The following is a 17,473-nucleotide window of genomic DNA, read 5'->3' on the forward strand; positions in this document are numbered from 1 at the left end:
CGACGAACCGTGTGCGGTCAGGCCTTGCTGCGTGGCGTTCTCGTCGTGGCCGACTTCGCGGCCGTGCTCTTGGCGGCCGTTCTCTTCGCCGCCGTCCTGCGCGTGCCCGCCGTCTTCCGCATGATGAGCGAGGTGGTGCTGCGCGGCTTCCACGAGGGCCACCGCGAGGGCCGGCAGGAGGAGTTCACGCAGCTCGCGGCCAAGGTCCAGGCGCCCGTGCACCTCACCCTCGCCGAGTACGAGCAGGTGTGGGCGAACGGACCCGAGGGCCTGGCCGACCTCGCCTCCATGTTCACCGGAGCCCCCCGGGTGGTAGGCCACGAACAGGCGGGCGCCGGGCACAACACGAGCGTCGGCCGTACCGCTGCGGCCTACCACCTGAATGTCCTCGCCTTCGTCGAGGAGTGCGCGCTGGGTGTGCAGGCGCTGCCGACGGAGAAGGGGACGTGGGGATGAGTGAGGCTTCGAACACCGCTCTGCTGCTCGTACGGGTCGTTCTCGGCGTGGTGATGGTGGCCCACGGCTGGAACCACTGGCGCGGCGGAGGGGGCATCACCGGCACGGCGGGCTGGTTCGGCGGCCTCGGCCTCACCCGCCCGCGACTGCAGGCCTGGCTGAGCGTGCTGACCGAACTCGGCGCCGGAGCCCTGCTGTTGGCCGGCTTCCTCACACCGTTGGCCTGCGCGGCCGTGCTGTCCGTGATGCTGGTGGCCGGGCTGCTCGCGCACCGGCGCAACGGGTTCTTCGTGTTCAAGGAGGGCTACGAGTACGTCCTCGTCCTGGGCGTCCTCGCGGTGGCGCTGGGGGCGTGGGGGCCGGGGGAGTACGCGATCGACGAGGCCGCGGACATCGCCGTGACCGGATGGGCGGGCGCCGGGGTGGTGCTCGGAGTGGGCGTCGCCGCGACGGCCGGCCTCCTGGCCGTGTTCTGGCGCCCGCAGCGGACAACGTGAGGCCGCGGGGACCAGGTTGAGGCCCCGGAGGGCGAGTTGAGGAAAGGGAGTCCCCTGCGCGTCGGCTTCATCGGACTGGGCGGTCAGGGCGCGCCCATGGCCCGCCGGATCGCCGAGGCGGGCTTCGAGATCACCCTGTGGGCAAACCGCCGGCCGTCTCGAAGGCCCCCGGCGCGCTCATCGGCAGGCCCGGTACGTCCGGTACTCACCTTGCGACCCGGTACTCACCAGGTGGACGCCCCCTTGACGGCTGCTCCAGGCGGATCGACACTCGATTCGGGAATCCTAGTGAACAGGTAGGGAAACAATGGGGCGCGTAGAGCCGGTCACCAGCCGAGCGAGCTGCACCGCGTGGTCGTCGCCCCTTCTCACCTCCCGCCGTCACATCGACCTGCAGCGGGTCTGCAGCGCGATCCCCCTGGTGGGTTGAGAGCCCGGCCCGTCCCCGCGCCGAACCGCCCCGGCGGCGCCAAACCCGCACCGCTTCGTCCGGCGCGCGGGGACGAGTGCCACGCCCTCCCGCCCGACGTCGCAACCACCGCGCGCACGTCCTCAGCGCGCCCGCCCCCGGGGAGAGTCATGTCCGTCACACCACTGGCCGCCGCCCACCCGTCCGCCCGGCCCGCCCCCGCCTTCCGGGGCCGGATCGGCCGGGACGCGCGCAGCGGCCACTACGCCGTGCCCCGCCGCTACCGCCTGCACCTGGCAGCGGCCGACCCCGACTGTCTGCGCATCGCCGTCACCCACAGCCTCCTCGGCCTGGACGAGGCCTGCCCGGTCACCTTCCTGCCGGCCGAACCGGACTGTCCCGACGGCGGTCACAGCGCGCTGCGCCCGCTGTACGACGCCAGCGCGCACCGGTACACCGGACCCGCCCTCGCGCCCGTGCTCAGCGACGACTGGTCCGGGCGCATCGTCAGCAGCCACGGCCCCGACATCGCCCGCGACCTCGCCCGGCGTTTCGGCGCCGGCCGTCCCACGCTGTACCCCTGCGGCGCCGAGTCGCAGATCGAGGCCGTCGAGCGGATGTGCGCGCAGGGCATCGAGGCGGCCGCGCAGCGCGCCGGAACGGCCGACGCACACGAGACGGAGCACACCGCCGCCCTCGACACGCTGCTCACCACGCTAGGCGTGCTGGAGCAGGGCCTCGGCAGCCACCGGTATCTGATCAGTGATCAGATCACTGCGGCCGACGTCGAGTTGTGGGTCACGCTGGTCCAACTCGACACCGTGCACCGCAATCACCTCGACGCGGCCGCCGTGCAGCGCATCGCCGGACATCCGGCCCTGTGGGCGTACGCCCGCGGGCTCGCCGCCCACCCGGCCTTCGGCGCCCACCTCGACCTGGACGCCATCACCCGCCGTCACCACGCCCGTTGTCAGGGCCTGGAGGCCGCCGGCGCGGCCGTCCAGATCCTGGACTGGGAGACCCACGCGGCCAACGGCGCCGAGTCCCGACCGCAGGTCAACCGCCCGTGAGCCGGTCCACCCATTGGACGGGCGTTGACATCCGCTCGGGCAACTGTCTTAAGTAATGACCCTTCGACAAGCGCGAGGGCCCCACGGGCCGGAACAGTGACGGTGACGGACATGTACGCAGCTCCTCGGACGGCGCCCCGCCGCCCCCGTGGCTGCGTACGGCCGTATCTCGACATCCTCGTCGCCAACCGCGCCGTCGACCTCCTCCGCGTGAACAGCGCACTGTGTACCGCACCGGGCCGTGCCCGCTGTCGGGGCTGTCAGGGCTGACCTCCCTCCCACCAGCCTTCGCCCCGCTGCCGCGTTCCTGACGAACACCGCCCGAGCGGTGTGCCGTTGTCCGCCCCACCCCGGTTCCGCCGTACGCATCCGTGCGCCGTGCCTGCCCGCGTCCCGACGCAGAGCGCCTCCCCACAGCCCTGCCTGCGACGCGCCTCGGCCGTCCACGACCGCCGTGCCCCCGGGGTGTCCCACTCCCGCCGGAGCTCCCCATGAGTGAACCCCCAGGCGCCGTGACCCTCGCCGAGGCACCTGCCGCCGACACCCCGCCCGAAACGAAGCTCAGCGCCCAGCGCGTGCAACCACTGCGCAGGCCGGGCCGCTGGATCGCCACCGCCGTCACCCTGGTCCTGATCGCCCAGTTCGTCCACGGACTGGTCTCCAACCCCTTCTACCAGTGGGACCGCTTCGGCTACTGGTTCCTGAGGCCGACGATCCTCGACGGACTGCTCATCACCCTCGAAGTGACCGCCTGGAGCGCCGTGGCGGGCCTCCTCGGCGGCATCCTCCTCGCCCTCGCCAGGCTCTCGAAGAGCCCGGTGCTGCGCGCCGCGAGCTGGACGTACGTCTGGGCGCTGCGGTCCGTCCCGCTGATCGTGGTCCTCCTGTTCCTCTACAACTTCAGCGCCCTGTACAAGACGTTGAGCGTGGGAGTCCCCTTCGGGCCCGCCTTCTTCACCTTCGACGAGTCCCGGCTCGCCACCGACATGGTGGTCGCGATCGTCGGCCTCAGCCTCAACGAGGCCGCCTACGCGGCCGAAGTGGTCCGCGGCGGCATCCTCTCCGTCGACCAGGGCCAGCACGAGGCCGCCGCTGCGCTCGGACTGCCCAAGGGCTACCAGTTCCGCAGGATCGTCTTCCCGCAGGCCCTGCGGTCCATCACCCCGAACTACGTCAACCAGCTGATCGGCCTGATCAAGAGCACCTCGCTGGTCTTCTACGTGTCACTGCTCGACCTGTTCGGCTCCGCGCAGAGCATGGGCTCCACCTACCCCGGCGACATCGTGCCGCTGCTGCTCGTCGTCACCGTCTGGTACCTGATCCTGACGAGCGTCGTGTCCGTCGTCCAGTTCTACGTCGAGCGGCACTACGCCCGGGGCGCCACGCGCTCCCTGCCGCCGACCCCGCTGCAGAAGCTGCGCACCGGCCTGCGAGACCTTCGTGAGCGTGCGCGCAGGGAGGCCGCCGTATGACCGCCGAGACATTCACCGCCGCCGAGACACTCACCGTCGCCGAGGCCGCGCCCGCCGCCGTCGAGGTGCACGACGTGCACAAGTGGTACGGCGCCCACCGGGTGCTGGACGGCGTCGACCTGACCGTGCGGCCCGGCGAGGTCACCGTGATCCTCGGCCCGTCCGGCTCGGGCAAGTCCACCCTGCTGCGGGTCATCAACCACCTGGAGAAGCCGGAGATCGGCTACGTCAGCGTCAACGGCGAGCCGATCGGCGTCCGCCGGCACGGCGACCGGCTGCGCGAGCTGAGCGAACGGGCCATCCTGGCCCAGCGCAGCCGCATCGGCTTCGTCTTCCAGAACTTCAACCTCTTCCCGCACCTGACCGTGCTCGACAACGTCGCCGCCGCCCCGGTGGCCACCGGGAAGCTGTCCAGGCCCGAGGGCCGGGGGCTGGCCGCCGAACTCCTCGACCGGGTCGGCCTGGCCGACAAGGCCGGCGCCTACCCACGGCAGCTCTCCGGCGGCCAGCAGCAGCGTGTCGCCATCGCCCGGGCCCTCGCCCTGCGCCCGGGCGTCATCCTCTTCGACGAGCCCACCTCAGCCCTCGACCCCGAACTCGTCGGCGAGGTCCTTGCCGTCATCAAGAACCTGGCGAACAGCGGCACGACCCTCGTCATCGTCACCCACGAGATCGGCTTCGCCCGCGAGGTCGCCGACCGGGTCGTCTTCATCGACGGCGGAAAGATCGTCGAACAGGGCCCGCCCGGCGAGGTCCTGGACAACCCGCGCCACGAACGGACCCGCGACTTCCTCAGCAAGGTGCTCTGACCCGGTCCCAACCGGCCCTCTCGCGCTCCCTTTTCTTTCTCCCCTTTTCTTTCTCCCCTTTTCCTCTCATCGCATCACCGGACAAAGGAACGACCATGCCTGCCCACTTCACCCGACGCAGCCTGATGCGCGGCATCACCGCGGCGACCGCCGTCGCCACCCTCGCCACCGGGCTCGCCGCCTGCGGTGGTGAGAGCGACGCCGCCACCACGACCGACAGCGCCGCCTCCGGCACCGTGACCATCGGCCAGGCCTCCAACGGCGCCGCCAAGGAGACCACCCTGAAGGTGGCGGAAGTGAAGTCGATCAGCGCCGAACTCCCCGAGGCGATCCGCAAGAGCGGCAAGCTGGTCATCGGCAGCGGCAGCCTGCCGTCCGGTTCCGCGCCGCTCGGGTTCGTGGGCAGCGACCAGAAGACCTTCACCGGCGCCGAGCCCGACCTCGCCCGACTGGTCGCCGCGGTTCTCGGCCTGAAGCCGGAGACGAAGAGGTTCACCTGGGAGAACCTCTTCGTCGGCATCGACAGCGGAAAGGTCGACGTCGCCTTCTCGAACGTCACCGACACCGAGGAGCGCAAGAAGAAGTACGAGTTCGCCTCCTACCGGCAGGACAACCTCGGCTTCGAGACGCTGAAGTCCAGCAACTGGAAGTTCGACGGCAACTACGAGAACCTCGCCGGCAAGACCGTGGCGGTCGGCGCGGGCACCAACCAGGAGCGCATCCTGCTGGAGTGGAAGAAGAAGCTGGCGAGCGAGGGCAAGAAGCTCACCGTCAAGTACTTCCAGGACAACAACAGCACCTACCTCGCCCTGAGCAGTGGCAAGATCGACTCCTACCTCAGCCCCAACCCGGCCGTCGCCTACCACGTGACCCAGACCGCCAACACGCCCAACCCCACGGCCAACGCGGGCACCTACTCCGGTGCGGGCGCGAGCCTGCAGGGCCTGATCGCGGCGACCGCCAAGAAGGACAGCGGCCTCGCCAAGCCTCTCGCCGACGCCATCAACTACCTGATCGACAACGGTCAGTACGCCAAGTGGCTCGCCACCTGGAACCTCTCCACCGAGGCCGTCGCCAAGTCCGCGGTCAACCCGCCCGGCCTGCCCCTGACCGACTCCTGATGACGAGTCACCCGCACCCCCTCGACAACGCCGTCTGGGCGGCCCTCACCGGACCCCACGCCCACCTCGCCGAACGCGTTGGCCTGGCCGCCCGCTATCCGGCCGACGTCTACGCCTTCGCCGCACTCGCAGACCCAGCGGACCCGGCCGCCTGGGCCGACCTGCACACCCTCGCCGGACCCGGAACCACCGTACGGATCAAGCCCGTCGGCCGGGTTCCCGACGGCTGGGACGTCGTCGGCGGGGGAGAGGGCGTCCAACTCGTCCCGACCCCCGCGCTGTGGACCGAACCCGCCCCCGAGGCGGTACCGCTCGGACCCGTCGACGTGCCGGAGATCCTGGACCTGATCGCCCGCACCCGGCCCGGCCCGTTCCTGAAACGGACCGTCGCCCTCGGCGCCTACCTCGGCATCCGGCACGAAGGTCGCCTCGTCGCCATGGCCGGCGAAAGGCTCCGGCTGCCCGGCTGGACCGAGATCAGCGCGGTCTGCACCGACCCCGCCCACCGTGGACGGGGCCTCGGCACCCGGCTCATCCGCGCGGTCGCCGACGGCATCCGCGGCCGCGGCGACACCCCGTTCCTGCACGCCGCCGCCGGCAACACCCCGGCGATCCGCCTCTACGAGGCCCTCGGCTTCACCCTGCGCCGCCGTTCGACCATCGCGGCGGTGCGCACACCGGGAACATCCGGTGAGGTCGGGGCGTTGTGACTGTTGACGAGATGGGTGAGGCGCCGTCCGGCGCCCGGCGAAGGAGGGGGCGGGCCGTGATCCACATACGCCACGCCGTGCACCTCCACTCCCGGCCCCACATCGACCTCCAGCGCGTGGCCGGCGCGCTCTGTAGCTCCTGAAACCTCCCCCGGCCGTCGGCCGGGGGACCCTCGGCTCGCTGCGCTCCCCACCGCTGCGTCCCTCTTCCGGCGTGGGCCGGCGCTCTCGTACGGACCTCCAGGAAGGCACCCTCGTGTCCTCGACCCCCTCCTCCTCCCCTCTGCACCTCGCCGTCGCGCTGGACGGCACCGGCTGGCACCCCGCCTCCTGGCGTGAGCCCGTCGCCCGCCCCCGTGAGCTGTTCACCGCCGGATACTGGGCCGACCTGGTCGCCGAGGCCGAGCGCGGCCTGCTCGACTTCGTGACCATGGAGGACGGCCTCGGCCCGCAGTCCTCGCACTTCCTGGACCCGGACGACCGCACCGACCAGGTCCGCGGCCGCCTCGACGCGGTCCTCATCGCCTCGCGCATCGCCCCGCTCACCCATCACATCGGCCTGGTCCCGACCGTGGTGGCCACCCACACGGAGCCCTTCCACCTGTCCAAGGCGATCGCCACCCTCGACTACGTCAGCACCGGCCGCGCGGGCCTGCGCGTCCAGATCACCGCCCGCCCCACCGACGCCGCCCACTTCGGCCGCCGCACGATCCCCCGCATCGAGGCCTACGACGCCCCCGACACCCAGGAGTTGGTGACCGACCTGTTCGACGAGGCCGCCGACTACGTCGAGGTCGTCCGCCGCCTCTGGGACAGCTGGGAGGACGACGCGGAGATCCGGGACGTGGCCACGGGCCGCTTCATCGACCGCGACAAGCTCCACTACATCGACTTCGAGGGCCGCCATTTCAGCGTCAAGGGCCCCTCCGTCACGCCGCGTCCGCCGCAGGGCCAGCCCCTGGTCACCGCCCTCGCCCACGACACGATCCCCTACCGCCTGGTGGCCCGCGCCGCCGACGTCGGCTACGTCACCCCGCAGGACACCGCCCACGCCCGGGCGATCGTCGCGGAGATCCGCGCCGAACAGGAAGCGGCGGGGCGGGCCGCCGAGCCGCTGCACATCTTCGGGGACCTGGTCGTCTTCCTCGACGACGACCCGGCCGAGGCCGCCGCCCGCCGCGACCGCCTCGACGCCCTCGCCGGCGAGGAGTACACCGGCGACGCCCGCATATTCGCCGGCACGCCCGCTCAACTCGCCGACCTGCTCCAGGAGTTGCAAGCGACCGGCCTGAGCGGGTTCCGGCTGCGTCCCGCCGTCGCAGGACATGACCTCCCCGCCATCACCCGGGGCCTCGTCCCCGAACTCCAGCGCCGCGACGCCTTCCGCCGCACCTACGAGGCCGACACCCTGCGCGGGCTGCTCGGCCTGACCCGCCCCGCCAACCGCTACGCCGCCGCGACCGCCAGCGCCACCGCCTGAGCGGGAGGGAGAACCCACCATGAGCAAGCCGCAGAAGCAGATCCACCTGGCCGCGCACTTCCCGGGCGTCAACAACACCACCGTGTGGAGCGACCCACGGGCCGGCAGCCACATCGAGTTCAGCTCCTTCGCCCACTTCGCGCGAACCGCCGAACGCGCCAAGTTCGACTTCCTCTTCCTCGCCGAGGGCCTGCGCCTGCGCGAACAGGGCGGTCAGATATACGACTTGGACGTGGTCGGCCGCCCCGACACCTTCACGATCCTCGCCGCCCTCGCCGCCGTCACCGACCGCCTCGGCCTGACCGGCACCATCAACTCCACCTTCAACGAGCCCTACGAGGTGGCCCGCCAGTTCGCCAGCCTCGACCACCTCTCCGACGGCCGCTCCGCATGGAACGTCGTGACCTCCTGGGACGCCTTCACCGGCGAGAACTTCCGCCGCGGCGGCTTCCTCCCGCAGGAGGAGCGCTACGCCCGGGCCGAGGAGTTCCTCGCCACCGCCCACGAGCTCTTCGACTCCTGGCAGGGCGACGAGATCGTCGCCGACCGGAGCACGGGAACGTTCCTGAGCGACGCCAAGGCCGGGGCCTTCGTCCACGAGGGCCGGCAGTTCGACATCCACGGCCGGTTCAACGTGCCGCGCAGCCCCCAGGGCCGCCCGGTGATCTTCCAGGCCGGGGACTCCGACGAGGGCCGCGAGTTCGCCGCCTCCAGCGCCGACGCCATCTTCAGCCGGTACGCCACCCTCGACGCCGGCCAGGCCTTCTACACCGACGTCAAGTCCCGCCTCGCCAAGTACGGCCGCCGTGCCGACCAGTTGCTGATCCTGCCCGCCGCGAGCTTCGTCCTCGCGGACACCGACGCCGAGGCCGAGGAACTCGCCAAGCAGGTGCGCCGCCAGCAGGTCAGCGGCGCGACCGCCCTCAAGCACCTGGAGTTCGTCTGGAACAGGGACCTGTCCGGCTACGACCCGGAGGGCCCCCTGCCCGACATCGATCCCGACCTCGGCGAGAGCCACATCGCCCGAGGGCGCGCCCAGGTCCGTATGTACCGCGACCCGCTCGCCACCGCCCGCGAGTGGCGGGAACTCGCGGAAGCGAACAACTGGTCGATCCGTGATCTGGTCATCGAGACCGGCAACCGCCAGAACTTCGTCGGCTCCCCGGCGACCGTCGCCCGGACCATCAACGACTACGTCCAGGCCGACGCCGCCGACGGCTTCATCCTCGTCCCGCACATCACCCCGAGCGGCCTCGACGCGTTCGCCGACAAGGTCGTCCCCCTCCTCCAGGAACAGGGCGTCTTCCGCACCGAGTACGAGGGCACCACGCTCCGGGACCACCTCGGCCTCGCCCACCCCGACACGGCGGGAGCGGCCCGGCGGGCGGCCTCATAGGAGCACCGCGACCCCGTCCGGTGTGGCCAGGGCCGTCACCCTCCCCCGAAGGCGACGGCCCTGGCGCTTCCCCCGGCGCCGGACTGCGGTCTCTACGTGGCCGTGCGGCTCACCAGCACATGACGGCCGTCTCGCCCGAACCCCAGCCGGAGTACAGGCGGACGCGGACGAAGTAGCGGCGGCCCCGGACGAGCCGGGCCCTGATCGTGGCATTGCGCGGGGTGCCTCCGTCGTCGTGTCCCGCCAGGAAGCGGGGCTCGCCGTCCCGCTCCTCGAAGACCACGACCACCGAGTCGCTCTCCCCGAAAGCGCCGAAGGTGTACTCGCGGGTCTCACGCGGCTCGACGGTGAAGTCGGCCTGCTCGCCCGGCCCCAGCGTCAGCGCCACCGAACGGAACGGCGCCAGCGCGGGCGGGCGCGGCGCGTCGAGCGGCGGATACCAGCCGAGCGCGAACTCCTTGTCCAGCGGCGACAGCGCGCCGGGCGGATGCACACCGCCGCGGAACTGCTCCGGCTCGAGGATCAGCCCCGCCGCGAAGGGATACTCCATCACGGACTGCGGATCCCACACCGACCCGTTCACCTCGGTCGGGTCCAGCTTGCGCAGGATGTTGAACCAGGTCCGTTCCCGGCTCCAGTGGTTGGGCGGGCCCGCCAGATCGGCGTACACCGCCTCGTCGTCCCAGTGGAGGCCGGCGAACGGGCTCTGGTGCTCGTGCTGCATGCCGAGCGCGTGCCCGATCTCGTGCAGGGCCGTCGCGCGTTCCCCAGGGGCGGTCAGGTCCCAGCCGAAGTTCATGGTGCGCTCGCCCCGACCGGCCGTCAGCGCGTCCCGGCCCACCGCCGACCAGGAGCCGTCACCCGGCTGGAAGCCGATGCGCAGCTCCGCCTCCGAGCGGTCGGCGACCTCGGCGAACGACACCCCGATGCCCAGCTCCCGCCACTCGCGGAAGCAGTCGCGCACGACCTCCCGCTGGTCCTCGCCGCCCACCCACGACACCCACCGGGTCCCCCCGGGGCCCGGCACGGCGATGACCGACCCGTCGCCCTCGCCGTCGAAGAAGCAGTAGTGCAGCACGGTGCCGTTGACCCACATCCGCCGCCCGCTCATCAGCGCGCCGAGCCGCTCGGCGGCCAGCCCCGGCGCGAAGGCGGGGGCCGACTCCCGGGCGAGCGAGCAGTAGCGGGCGGTCATGGGCTCCACAGTGCCGTGCGGGACCCGTCCGGGGCCTGAGTCGAGGGCTACTCAAGTCGCCCTGTATCAGGCGTGAGTATGCCGACTCCAGTAGATGTGACGACGTTCGAACCGCACGCCGAGCCCCTGCGAAGGCCGTGGCCGTTCGCCGGCCGGGACGAGGAACTGGAGCTCGTCCGCCGCGCTTTGGCGGGGGCCCGGTCGGGCATCGTGATCACGGGACCGGCGGGCTGCGGCCGCACCCGCCTCGCCATGGAGGCCGTCCGCGGCGCCGACTGCGCCCGAGCGGCCGGCGCCCCCGAGCTGCGTGCCCTGCCCTTCGCCGCCTTCGCCTCTCTTCTCCCCGAGGGCGTCACCCTGCACCGTGCCGTCCAACTCCTGTCCGGAGTACGCCTGTTGCTGGTGGACGACGCGCATCTGCTGGACGACGCCTCCGCCGCCCTGGTCCACCAGCTGGCCGTCCAGGGCCGCACCCGTCTGCTCGTCCTCGTCACGGACGGCGCCCCCGCGCCCGCCGCCGTCTCCCGCCTGTGGACCGGCGAACTGCTGCCCCGTCTGGCCCTTCAAGCCCTGCCCCACGAGGAGACCGTCCAGCTCCTCACGGCCGGCGCGGGCGGACCGCTGGAGCCCCTCACCGTCAACCGTCTACTGCGGCTGTGCCGGGGCGACCTGCGCCTCCTGCGCGACCTGCTGGACGCGCTGCGCGAGCAGGGCGTGCTCACGCGGGGCGCGGACAGCGACGCATGGACGTGGCGCGGCCGGCTCCCGGTGACCCCGGCCCTGCGGGAACGCGCCGCCGCCGTCCTCGCCCGCACCTGCCCCGACGAACGCGAGGCCCTCGACCGCCTCGCCTTCGCCGAACCCCTGCCGCTGCCGGCGGACACCCTTGACCTGCGGATTCTCGAACGCCTGGAGACGGACGGCCTCCTCGACGTCGCCGCCGACGACACGACCGTCCGCCTGGCCCACCCCCTGCACGGCCCGCTCCTGCGCGCCTCGGCCGGCCGGCTGCGCGCACGGCGGCTCACCGGCCGCCGGCGGCCCGTCGCACCCGCCCTCGCCGCCGAGGCGGCCGGGCTGACCCGCCGCATCGAGCGGGCCGACGTCCGCACGACGCCCACGCCCGTGGGGGAGTGGCTCGTCGCGGAGGGGGAACCGGTACCGCCGTGGTACGCCGCCGTCCGCGCGCGGTTCTCACGGCTGCGGGGAGAACTGCGCGAGGCGGCGGCCTGGGCGAGGGAGGGCCTGGCCGAGGCCCCTCACGACCAGGCCTGCCGCACCGAACTGGCCCTGTCCGCCGCCCAGTCGGGGGAGACGGGCGCACTCGTCGACCCCCTCGCCGAACACCCCGGCACAGCCGCCTGGCCACCCGCCGCCCGCGGCGACCTCGACACGGCCCTCAAGGCCCTCGAAACCATCGCGACCTGCGCGGGCCAGGGCGCCGCGGCCCGCATCGACCCCACCGTCCCTGGCCGGTCCCCAGGACACGACACCGACGCACCCCAGAACCCGCCCGCGCCGCACGCCCCCCGAACCCCCCACGACCCCTACTCGGGCCACGACGCCTACTCGGGCTACGACGGCTACGCGGGCCATGACGCCTACTCGGGCCATGACGGCTACGCGGGCCATGACGCCTACTCGGGCCATGACGCCTACTCGGGCCACGACGGCTACGCGGGCCACGGCCCCCACTCCGGCCACGGCCCCCACTCCGCCTACGGCCCCCACTCCGCCGACGACCCCTATTCCGCGTACGACGCCGTCCGGCTCGGCGTGCCCGAGTGGGCCGTACGCCTGCTTCCGGCCGACGGTGTTCTCGGCCGGCACGCGCGTGCGCTCGCGCGGGCTGACGGTGCCGCCCTGGACCTGGTGGCCGCAGAGCTGGAGGAGCGCGGTTTCCTCCTCTTCGCGGCCGAGGCGCACGCGCAGGCCGTGCGGGCCCATCGCGACCCCAGTGCGGCCCGCACCGCCCGTACGCGTGCCGTCGCCCTGGCCCGGCGCTGCCAGGGCGCCCGCACCCCGGCGCTGTCGGGCCTGGTCCTGGGCGAACTCACCGCCCGTCAGCGGCAGATCGTCACCCTCGCCGCGGCCGGTCTCAGCAACCGGCAGATCGCCGAACTGCTCACCCTGTCCGTCCGTACCGTCGGCAACCACCTCTACGGCGCCTACACCCGCCTCGGCGCCGGCGACCGCGGGGCCCTGCCGTGGCTGGTGGAACAGCCCGCCTGAGACGCCCTGCACCGGCCGGGCCCGGGTCATGTCCGCAAAGTAGCGCCGGCTGCTCGGAGGGCAAGGCTCGCGGCGTCCGGTGCATGCGATCGCGAGCCAGGCGGAACGTTGCGGACACGGCCTAGGGCCTGTCCGGCGGATCATGCCGCAGACGCGGGGAATGGCACGCCCACCTGCCGCGTTGTCGTCGGTTGCCGACGCTCCGCGTCGACGCCCTCCTCCGCCTTGCAGTTGGACGCACCATTCCCCGCTCACCTGCGTTGATCAGGCGCCGCTGCTTTCCTGCGACTTGATCCGCCGGACAGGCCCTAGGGACTCAGGCCGCGCCGAACGCCGTGAACGCCCAGCCCGTCGCCTGGTGCAGCGCGTCCTCCGGCAGCGCGGCCCGCGCGTCCCGCAGGGCCTCCGCCAGGGACAGGCCCGCGCTGAGGCCCTTGTGCAGGGCCAGCATCAGCGGGACCACGGCCGCGTCGTTGACGGGCGCGCTGCTCGCCACCACGCCCGCCGTGCCCAGCGGCAGCAACGCCGTGACCAGGCCGAGGAGTTCGTCCGCGCCGACCGAGGCGAGCCGGGCGGTGTCACAGCTGGAGAGGATGATCCGGTACGGGCTGCGGGCGAGCCGCTCGAAGTCGTGGACGATCAGCGGACCGTCCGCCATGCGCAGCGACGAGAACATCGGGCTGTCGGCGCGGAACGTGCCGTGCGCGGCGATGTGCGCCAGCGTCGCCCCGTCCAACTCCTTCAGCACCCGCGGCACTTGGGCGTCGTCCTGCTCCAGCACGACCGGCGCGCCGTACCGCCCGGCCACCTCCGGCACCTCCGCGCCGCCGGTCGCAAGCCCCGGCCCGCGCACCAGGACCTGCCGGCCGCCCGGCGGCGGCTCGGTCTCCCGCGCCCGCAGCCAGCCGCTCGCCGACGGCGACACACTCACCACGCGCTCCCGCAGCGACGGCAGCACCGCCCACGGCACCCGGTGCAGCCGGGCCGGCGGCACCACCACGAGCGGACCCGGGCCCAGGTGCTTCGCCGCCTCGCCCAGCAGCAGCTCCTCAAGCCGGCGTCCCGCCGCCTCCACCACCGGCAGCCGGCCCTCCGCCCCGGGGTGTGCCAGTCGTCGCAGTCCGGCCTGGACGTGCTCGGCCTCCCGCTCCGCCTCGGCCAGCAGCCCGCCCGCGAACCGGCGCACCCGCCCGCCCCCGCACAGCAGCACCTGAACCCGCCCGTTCAGTACGGCGAGTTCGACCAGCCGCCCTGCGCCGAGTCGCTCCAGCAGCCGGCCCGCGTCGAACCGGTCGCCGCCGAACCGGTCGCCGCCCCAGGGAGCGACCCCACGGATGTGCAGGGTCCGGGAGCGGATCTCCCGCTCCAGACGCCGCTGTTCACGCTCCAGCGTCGGCACGGGCCTGCCCTCCATCCGGGCGGCGTGCGCTCGGGCGGCGATCACCCGGAACGCGGTCAGCCCGCTCAGCAGCGCCGGGTCGGCCGGCGGCCGGGTGGGCGGCGTCGACAGCGCCGTCGCCCGCCAGCGTTCGCTCCACACCAGCAACCGCCGCGGGCCGCCGCGCTCCAGACTCACCTCCTGGGCCAGCGCGGCGAGTTCGGCGCCCTGCGCGGTGGCCCGGGCCCGCAGCTCCGAGGCGCCCAGCGTCGTGCGATGGTCGTCCAGGACGTCGAGCCCACGCCGGCAGGCCTCCAGCACGCCCCGGCCCGAACCGGTCGCCCGCGCCCACAGGGCCTGCGCCGCCCAGCCCGTCATCCGCGCCAACGGCGGGCCGCTGCGCCGGCTGCGGGCGGCGATCCGCAGATACCGCTCGGCATCCGTCTGCCAGTTCAGGTCCAGCGCGATCCGGCCCGCCAGCAGCCAGGCCTCCGGTGCGGCCGGCGCCTGGAACGCGGCGAGCCGCTCGGCGAGCCTGGCGGCGTCCGCGACCAGTCGGCCCGAGGCGCGCCCGGTGGCGACCCGCGCCTCGATCAGCACCAGCCGCGCGTGCGCCTCCCACCAGGTGCGCCGCTGCCCCGCGAAGAGCCGCTCGGCCACCGCCGCGCGCGCGATCGCCGTCCCCGGATCACCCGCCAGCCGCGCCGCCTTCGCCGCCGCCAGCAGCAGCTCCGCCTTGCGGGTGGACTGTCCGCCGATGCCGTCCAGCACCCCTATGGCCGCGTCGGCCTCGGCGAGCGCCTCCGGTGCGAGTCCGGCCGCCATCAGGACCTCGCAGCGCCGGATGTTGAGCATGAACGTCGGTGTGCCGAGCTTGGCGTAGCGCTCCTCCGCCTCGTCGAGGAGCCTCAGCGCCGCCGGGACGTCCCCCGAGCGGAACGCGGCCAGGCCACGGCTCTCCACCGCGTCCGCCTTGTCGTGCTCCTGGCCGGTGGTCTCCCACAGCGCCTCCGCCGCCGTGAAGTCGGCCTCGGCCCGGTCCACCGCTCCGAGAGCGAGGTGCACGGTGGCGCGCAGGGTGAGGGCGCGCGCCGTCCAGATGACGTCGTCCGCCCCGCGCAGTACGGGTATCGCCCGGCGGACGTCCTCCAGGGCCTCGCGATGCAGGCCGAGCACCCACAGGGAGTAGGCCCGCCGGTAGAGCACGCGCGCGCGGGTGTGGCCCGTGCCGCGCTCGACCCCCTGCTCGAACGCCGTCAGCCCCTGCCGGGTGCGGCCCGCGTGCACCAGGGCCACGCCGAGCGTGCCGAGGACGTCCGCCTCCCGCTCGGCGGAGTCCGCGCGCGCCGCGAGATCCCGGGCGCGCCGCAGATGGTCCAGGGCGAGCCGCATGTCGCCCCAGTCCCGCTGCCAGATGCCGATCACCTGGTGGGCGACCGAGGCGTGCAACGGCGTCGGATCGGTGTCGAGCAGTCCTTCCGCCCGCGACAACGCTTCGCCCGGGGCAGCGAACACCATCGGCAGCAGTTCGAGAACCGAGTCGTTTCCCGCTGTCACTCCACGGATGGTAGTGCTCCGGCCTGCACGCCACACCCGTTCGGCGGCGTATCCACCAGTAACAATTGGACGTCGTGTCAACGGACTCGGCGCGAGTGGAGGCATGGTCAGGGGGCGCAACGAGGGGGCGCGCGAACGCGACCACACCACCTGACCGCGCAACCGCACCACCCGAACCGGTCGTCGCATCACCTGTATCAGACGACCGCCTCGCGGGTCTTGCTGACGACCACCGGCTGTAGGGGAGGACATGCCATGGCACCACGGCGATTCCACGAGCAGTTCGACCAGATCCAACGCGCCCTGCCCGACGTCCCGTTGGCGATGGGCCCGGACGACTCCGCCGAGTTCATCTACGAGAAGGGAGTCGTCCTCGCCCGCGACGGCGAGGAGGCCCAGATCGTCGAGGACGCCGTCCGCTCGCACTTCACCGCGACCGAGGGCCTGGTCCCGGAGCAGGTGCGCAGGGCGGGCCCGCGGTCCAACCGATCCGGAATCACCCGCATCCGGGTCGGCGACCCCGGGCAGGGGGGCCGCGGCGCCGACCACACCGTGGCGGGGGCCCTGCGCGCGCTGCGGGAGGCGGAGGGACGCACGGGCCGACGCCTGGTCAGCCGCAACCACGTGGTGTCCATCGCGGTCAACGCCTGTCCCGGCGACGAGCCGGTGCCCGTCCCGCGCACCGAGCCGCCCAACCCGTCCGCGGCCCGGTCGGCGCACGGGGCGGACGGCCCGGCCGACGCCGTCGGCGTGCTCGTCGTCGACACCGGCCTGACGCACGACTACCGCTCCTACCCGCTGCTGGCCCGCACCGAGGGCGACGCCCAGATCAGGGAGACCGACGACGACGGAATCCTCCAGCAGTACGTGGGCCACGGCACGTTCATCGCCGGACTGATCGCGGCCGTCGCCCCCGACACCGACGTCACCGTGCGGAACACCCTCAACGACGCCGGCGCGATCCTGGAGTCGGAGTTCGGCGAGAGGCTCTTCGACGCCGTCGAGGACGGCTGGCCCGACATCATCAGCCTCTCCGCCGGCACCTCCAACGGCCGCGTGGACGGCCTGCTCGGCGTGGCCGCGTTCATGGAGGAACTCCGCGCGCACAACACCCTGTTGGTCGCCGCCGCCGGCAACAACGCCAGCGCCGCACCCTTCTGGCCGGCCGCCTACGCCGACCTGCCCGACTACGCCGACGCGGTGCTGTCGGTGGGCGCGCTGCGCGGCGACGGCGAGTTCGGCGCCTGCTTCAGCAACCACGGTCCGTGGGTCATGGCATACGCCCCCGGCGAGCGCCTCACCAGCGCCCTCACCGGCTTCGACACCCCCGTCCCGTACGTCTACCAGCACTCCACCTACGAGGCCTGCCGCTACGGCTTCACCTACTCCTGCACCTGCTGCTCCCCGCGCCACACCGGTGTGCTGAGCGAGGCGCAGCAGCTCACCCCCGGCAAGCCGGACCAGGTGATGTTCGAGGGGCTGGCCGCCTGGAGCGGGACGTCCTTCGCGACTCCCGTGGTGGCAGGGCTCGTCGCCGCCTTCATGACCGAACACCAGGAGAGCGATCCCCGTGCCGCCGCCCGCCGACTGCTCGCCGCGACCACCGAGTTCGCCGAGGTGCGCGGGGCGCACGTCCCGGCCCTCCTGCCGGCCACCTGGCGCCCGGTCCCGGTGGGCCCGGCGTGAGGGCC

The 17,473-nt window shown here is 73.1% G+C and carries 16 protein-coding genes; 14 read left to right on the top strand and 2 right to left on the bottom strand.

Annotated elements, in window-relative coordinates:
- The first annotated feature begins 24 nt into the window (after nucleotides 1-24).
- From ACZ5SK_RS25550 to ACZ5SK_RS25605, 12 genes are all read left to right on the top strand, one after another.
- Complete coding sequence (locus tag ACZ5SK_RS25550) at nucleotides 25-456, top strand: hypothetical protein (protein ID WP_334575015.1); 432 nt, start codon at nucleotides 25-27, stop codon at nucleotides 454-456.
- Entirely contained in the window at nucleotides 453-953 is a 501-nt protein-coding gene (locus ACZ5SK_RS25555; RefSeq protein ID WP_334575014.1) for a DoxX family protein, read from the top strand. The genes ACZ5SK_RS25550 and ACZ5SK_RS25555 overlap by 4 nt, the downstream gene beginning before the upstream one ends.
- A gap of 36 nt (nucleotides 954-989) precedes the next feature.
- The gene (locus ACZ5SK_RS25560; protein ID WP_468576623.1) at nucleotides 990-1,253 is read left to right on the top strand and encodes an NAD(P)-binding domain-containing protein; all 264 of its coding nucleotides are present in this window, start codon (nucleotides 990-992) and stop codon (nucleotides 1,251-1,253) included.
- A gap of 7 nt (nucleotides 1,254-1,260) precedes the next feature.
- Nucleotides 1,261-1,383, top strand: coding sequence for a putative leader peptide (locus ACZ5SK_RS25565; RefSeq protein WP_334575011.1), 123 nt, complete (start codon nucleotides 1,261-1,263; stop codon nucleotides 1,381-1,383).
- Between the two features lie 149 nt (nucleotides 1,384-1,532).
- Complete coding sequence (locus ACZ5SK_RS25570) at nucleotides 1,533-2,432, top strand: glutathione S-transferase C-terminal domain-containing protein (protein ID WP_334575010.1); 900 nt, start codon at nucleotides 1,533-1,535, stop codon at nucleotides 2,430-2,432.
- Between the two features lie 491 nt (nucleotides 2,433-2,923).
- Nucleotides 2,924-3,904: an amino acid ABC transporter permease gene (locus tag ACZ5SK_RS25575; protein ID WP_334575009.1), complete on the top strand. Its 981-nt coding sequence runs from the start codon at nucleotides 2,924-2,926 to the stop codon at nucleotides 3,902-3,904.
- The gene (locus ACZ5SK_RS25580; protein WP_334575007.1) at nucleotides 3,901-4,713 is read left to right on the top strand and encodes an amino acid ABC transporter ATP-binding protein; all 813 of its coding nucleotides are present in this window, start codon (nucleotides 3,901-3,903) and stop codon (nucleotides 4,711-4,713) included. The genes ACZ5SK_RS25575 and ACZ5SK_RS25580 overlap by 4 nt, the downstream gene beginning before the upstream one ends.
- Before the next feature lie 95 nt (nucleotides 4,714-4,808).
- Nucleotides 4,809-5,834: an ABC transporter substrate-binding protein gene (locus ACZ5SK_RS25585; RefSeq protein ID WP_334575006.1), complete on the top strand. Its 1,026-nt coding sequence runs from the start codon at nucleotides 4,809-4,811 to the stop codon at nucleotides 5,832-5,834.
- Complete coding sequence (locus tag ACZ5SK_RS25590; protein ID WP_334575005.1) at nucleotides 5,834-6,544, top strand: GNAT family N-acetyltransferase; 711 nt, start codon at nucleotides 5,834-5,836, stop codon at nucleotides 6,542-6,544. The genes ACZ5SK_RS25585 and ACZ5SK_RS25590 overlap by 1 nt, the downstream gene beginning before the upstream one ends.
- Before the next feature lie 11 nt (nucleotides 6,545-6,555).
- Nucleotides 6,556-6,687, top strand: coding sequence for a putative leader peptide (locus ACZ5SK_RS25595; RefSeq protein WP_443041193.1), 132 nt, complete (start codon nucleotides 6,556-6,558; stop codon nucleotides 6,685-6,687).
- Between the two features lie 113 nt (nucleotides 6,688-6,800).
- Nucleotides 6,801-8,024: an LLM class flavin-dependent oxidoreductase gene (locus tag ACZ5SK_RS25600; protein WP_334575003.1), complete on the top strand. Its 1,224-nt coding sequence runs from the start codon at nucleotides 6,801-6,803 to the stop codon at nucleotides 8,022-8,024.
- 19 nt (nucleotides 8,025-8,043) lie between these two features.
- Nucleotides 8,044-9,420, top strand: a complete 1,377-nt coding sequence (locus tag ACZ5SK_RS25605; protein ID WP_334575002.1) for an NtaA/DmoA family FMN-dependent monooxygenase — start codon at nucleotides 8,044-8,046, stop codon at nucleotides 9,418-9,420.
- A 109-nt stretch (nucleotides 9,421-9,529) separates the two neighbouring features.
- On the opposite strand, the gene absR1 is transcribed toward ACZ5SK_RS25605, so the two are convergent.
- Nucleotides 9,530-10,615 carry a beta-glucuronidase AbsR1 gene (absR1, locus tag ACZ5SK_RS25610; RefSeq protein WP_334575001.1) on the bottom strand — a complete coding sequence of 362 codons (1,086 nt, stop codon included), beginning with the start codon at nucleotides 10,613-10,615 and terminating at the stop codon, nucleotides 9,530-9,532.
- Nucleotides 10,616-10,693: 78 nt separating this feature from the next.
- On the opposite strand from absR1, the gene ACZ5SK_RS25615 reads away from it, so the two are divergent.
- On the top strand, nucleotides 10,694-12,847 hold the full coding sequence (locus ACZ5SK_RS25615; RefSeq protein ID WP_468576624.1) for a LuxR C-terminal-related transcriptional regulator: 2,154 nt from the start codon (nucleotides 10,694-10,696) through the stop codon (nucleotides 12,845-12,847).
- Nucleotides 12,848-13,163: 316 nt separating this feature from the next.
- Here the strand turns inward: ACZ5SK_RS25615 and ACZ5SK_RS25620 are convergent, their stop codons facing one another.
- The gene (locus ACZ5SK_RS25620; protein ID WP_361703176.1) at nucleotides 13,164-15,743 is read right to left on the bottom strand and encodes a CHAT domain-containing protein; all 2,580 of its coding nucleotides are present in this window, start codon (nucleotides 15,741-15,743) and stop codon (nucleotides 13,164-13,166) included.
- Between the two features lie 294 nt (nucleotides 15,744-16,037).
- On the opposite strand from ACZ5SK_RS25620, the gene ACZ5SK_RS25625 reads away from it, so the two are divergent.
- Nucleotides 16,038-17,468, top strand: coding sequence for a S8/S53 family peptidase (locus ACZ5SK_RS25625; protein ID WP_334574997.1), 1,431 nt, complete (start codon nucleotides 16,038-16,040; stop codon nucleotides 17,466-17,468).
- The last annotated feature ends 5 nt before the right edge of the window (nucleotides 17,469-17,473 follow it).

The sequence above is a fragment of the Streptomyces sp. NPDC031474 genome (genome assembly GCF_055581185.1).

What these genes read in the sequence shown, in the direction of transcription:
- ACZ5SK_RS25580 (WP_334575007.1), top strand. Translation starts at nt 3,901, where the DNA reads ATGACCGCCGAGACATTCACCGCCGCCGAGACACTCACCGTCGCCGAG.
- ACZ5SK_RS25570 (WP_334575010.1), top strand. Translation starts at nt 1,533, where the DNA reads ATGTCCGTCACACCACTGGCCGCCGCCCACCCGTCCGCCCGGCCCGCC.
- ACZ5SK_RS25620 (WP_361703176.1), bottom strand. Translation starts at nt 15,743, where the DNA reads ATGGTGTTCGCTGCCCCGGGCGAAGCGTTGTCGCGGGCGGAAGGACTG.
- ACZ5SK_RS25615 (WP_468576624.1), top strand. Translation starts at nt 10,694, where the DNA reads ATGCCGACTCCAGTAGATGTGACGACGTTCGAACCGCACGCCGAGCCC.
- ACZ5SK_RS25575 (WP_334575009.1), top strand. Translation starts at nt 2,924, where the DNA reads ATGAGTGAACCCCCAGGCGCCGTGACCCTCGCCGAGGCACCTGCCGCC.
- ACZ5SK_RS25565 (WP_334575011.1), top strand. Translation starts at nt 1,261, where the DNA reads ATGGGGCGCGTAGAGCCGGTCACCAGCCGAGCGAGCTGCACCGCGTGG.
- ACZ5SK_RS25605 (WP_334575002.1), top strand. Translation starts at nt 8,044, where the DNA reads ATGAGCAAGCCGCAGAAGCAGATCCACCTGGCCGCGCACTTCCCGGGC.
- ACZ5SK_RS25585 (WP_334575006.1), top strand. Translation starts at nt 4,809, where the DNA reads ATGCCTGCCCACTTCACCCGACGCAGCCTGATGCGCGGCATCACCGCG.
- ACZ5SK_RS25595 (WP_443041193.1), top strand. Translation starts at nt 6,556, where the DNA reads ATGGGTGAGGCGCCGTCCGGCGCCCGGCGAAGGAGGGGGCGGGCCGTG.
- ACZ5SK_RS25555 (WP_334575014.1), top strand. Translation starts at nt 453, where the DNA reads ATGAGTGAGGCTTCGAACACCGCTCTGCTGCTCGTACGGGTCGTTCTC.
- absR1 (WP_334575001.1), bottom strand. Translation starts at nt 10,615, where the DNA reads ATGACCGCCCGCTACTGCTCGCTCGCCCGGGAGTCGGCCCCCGCCTTC.
- ACZ5SK_RS25625 (WP_334574997.1), top strand. Translation starts at nt 16,038, where the DNA reads ATGGCACCACGGCGATTCCACGAGCAGTTCGACCAGATCCAACGCGCC.
- ACZ5SK_RS25590 (WP_334575005.1), top strand. Translation starts at nt 5,834, where the DNA reads ATGACGAGTCACCCGCACCCCCTCGACAACGCCGTCTGGGCGGCCCTC.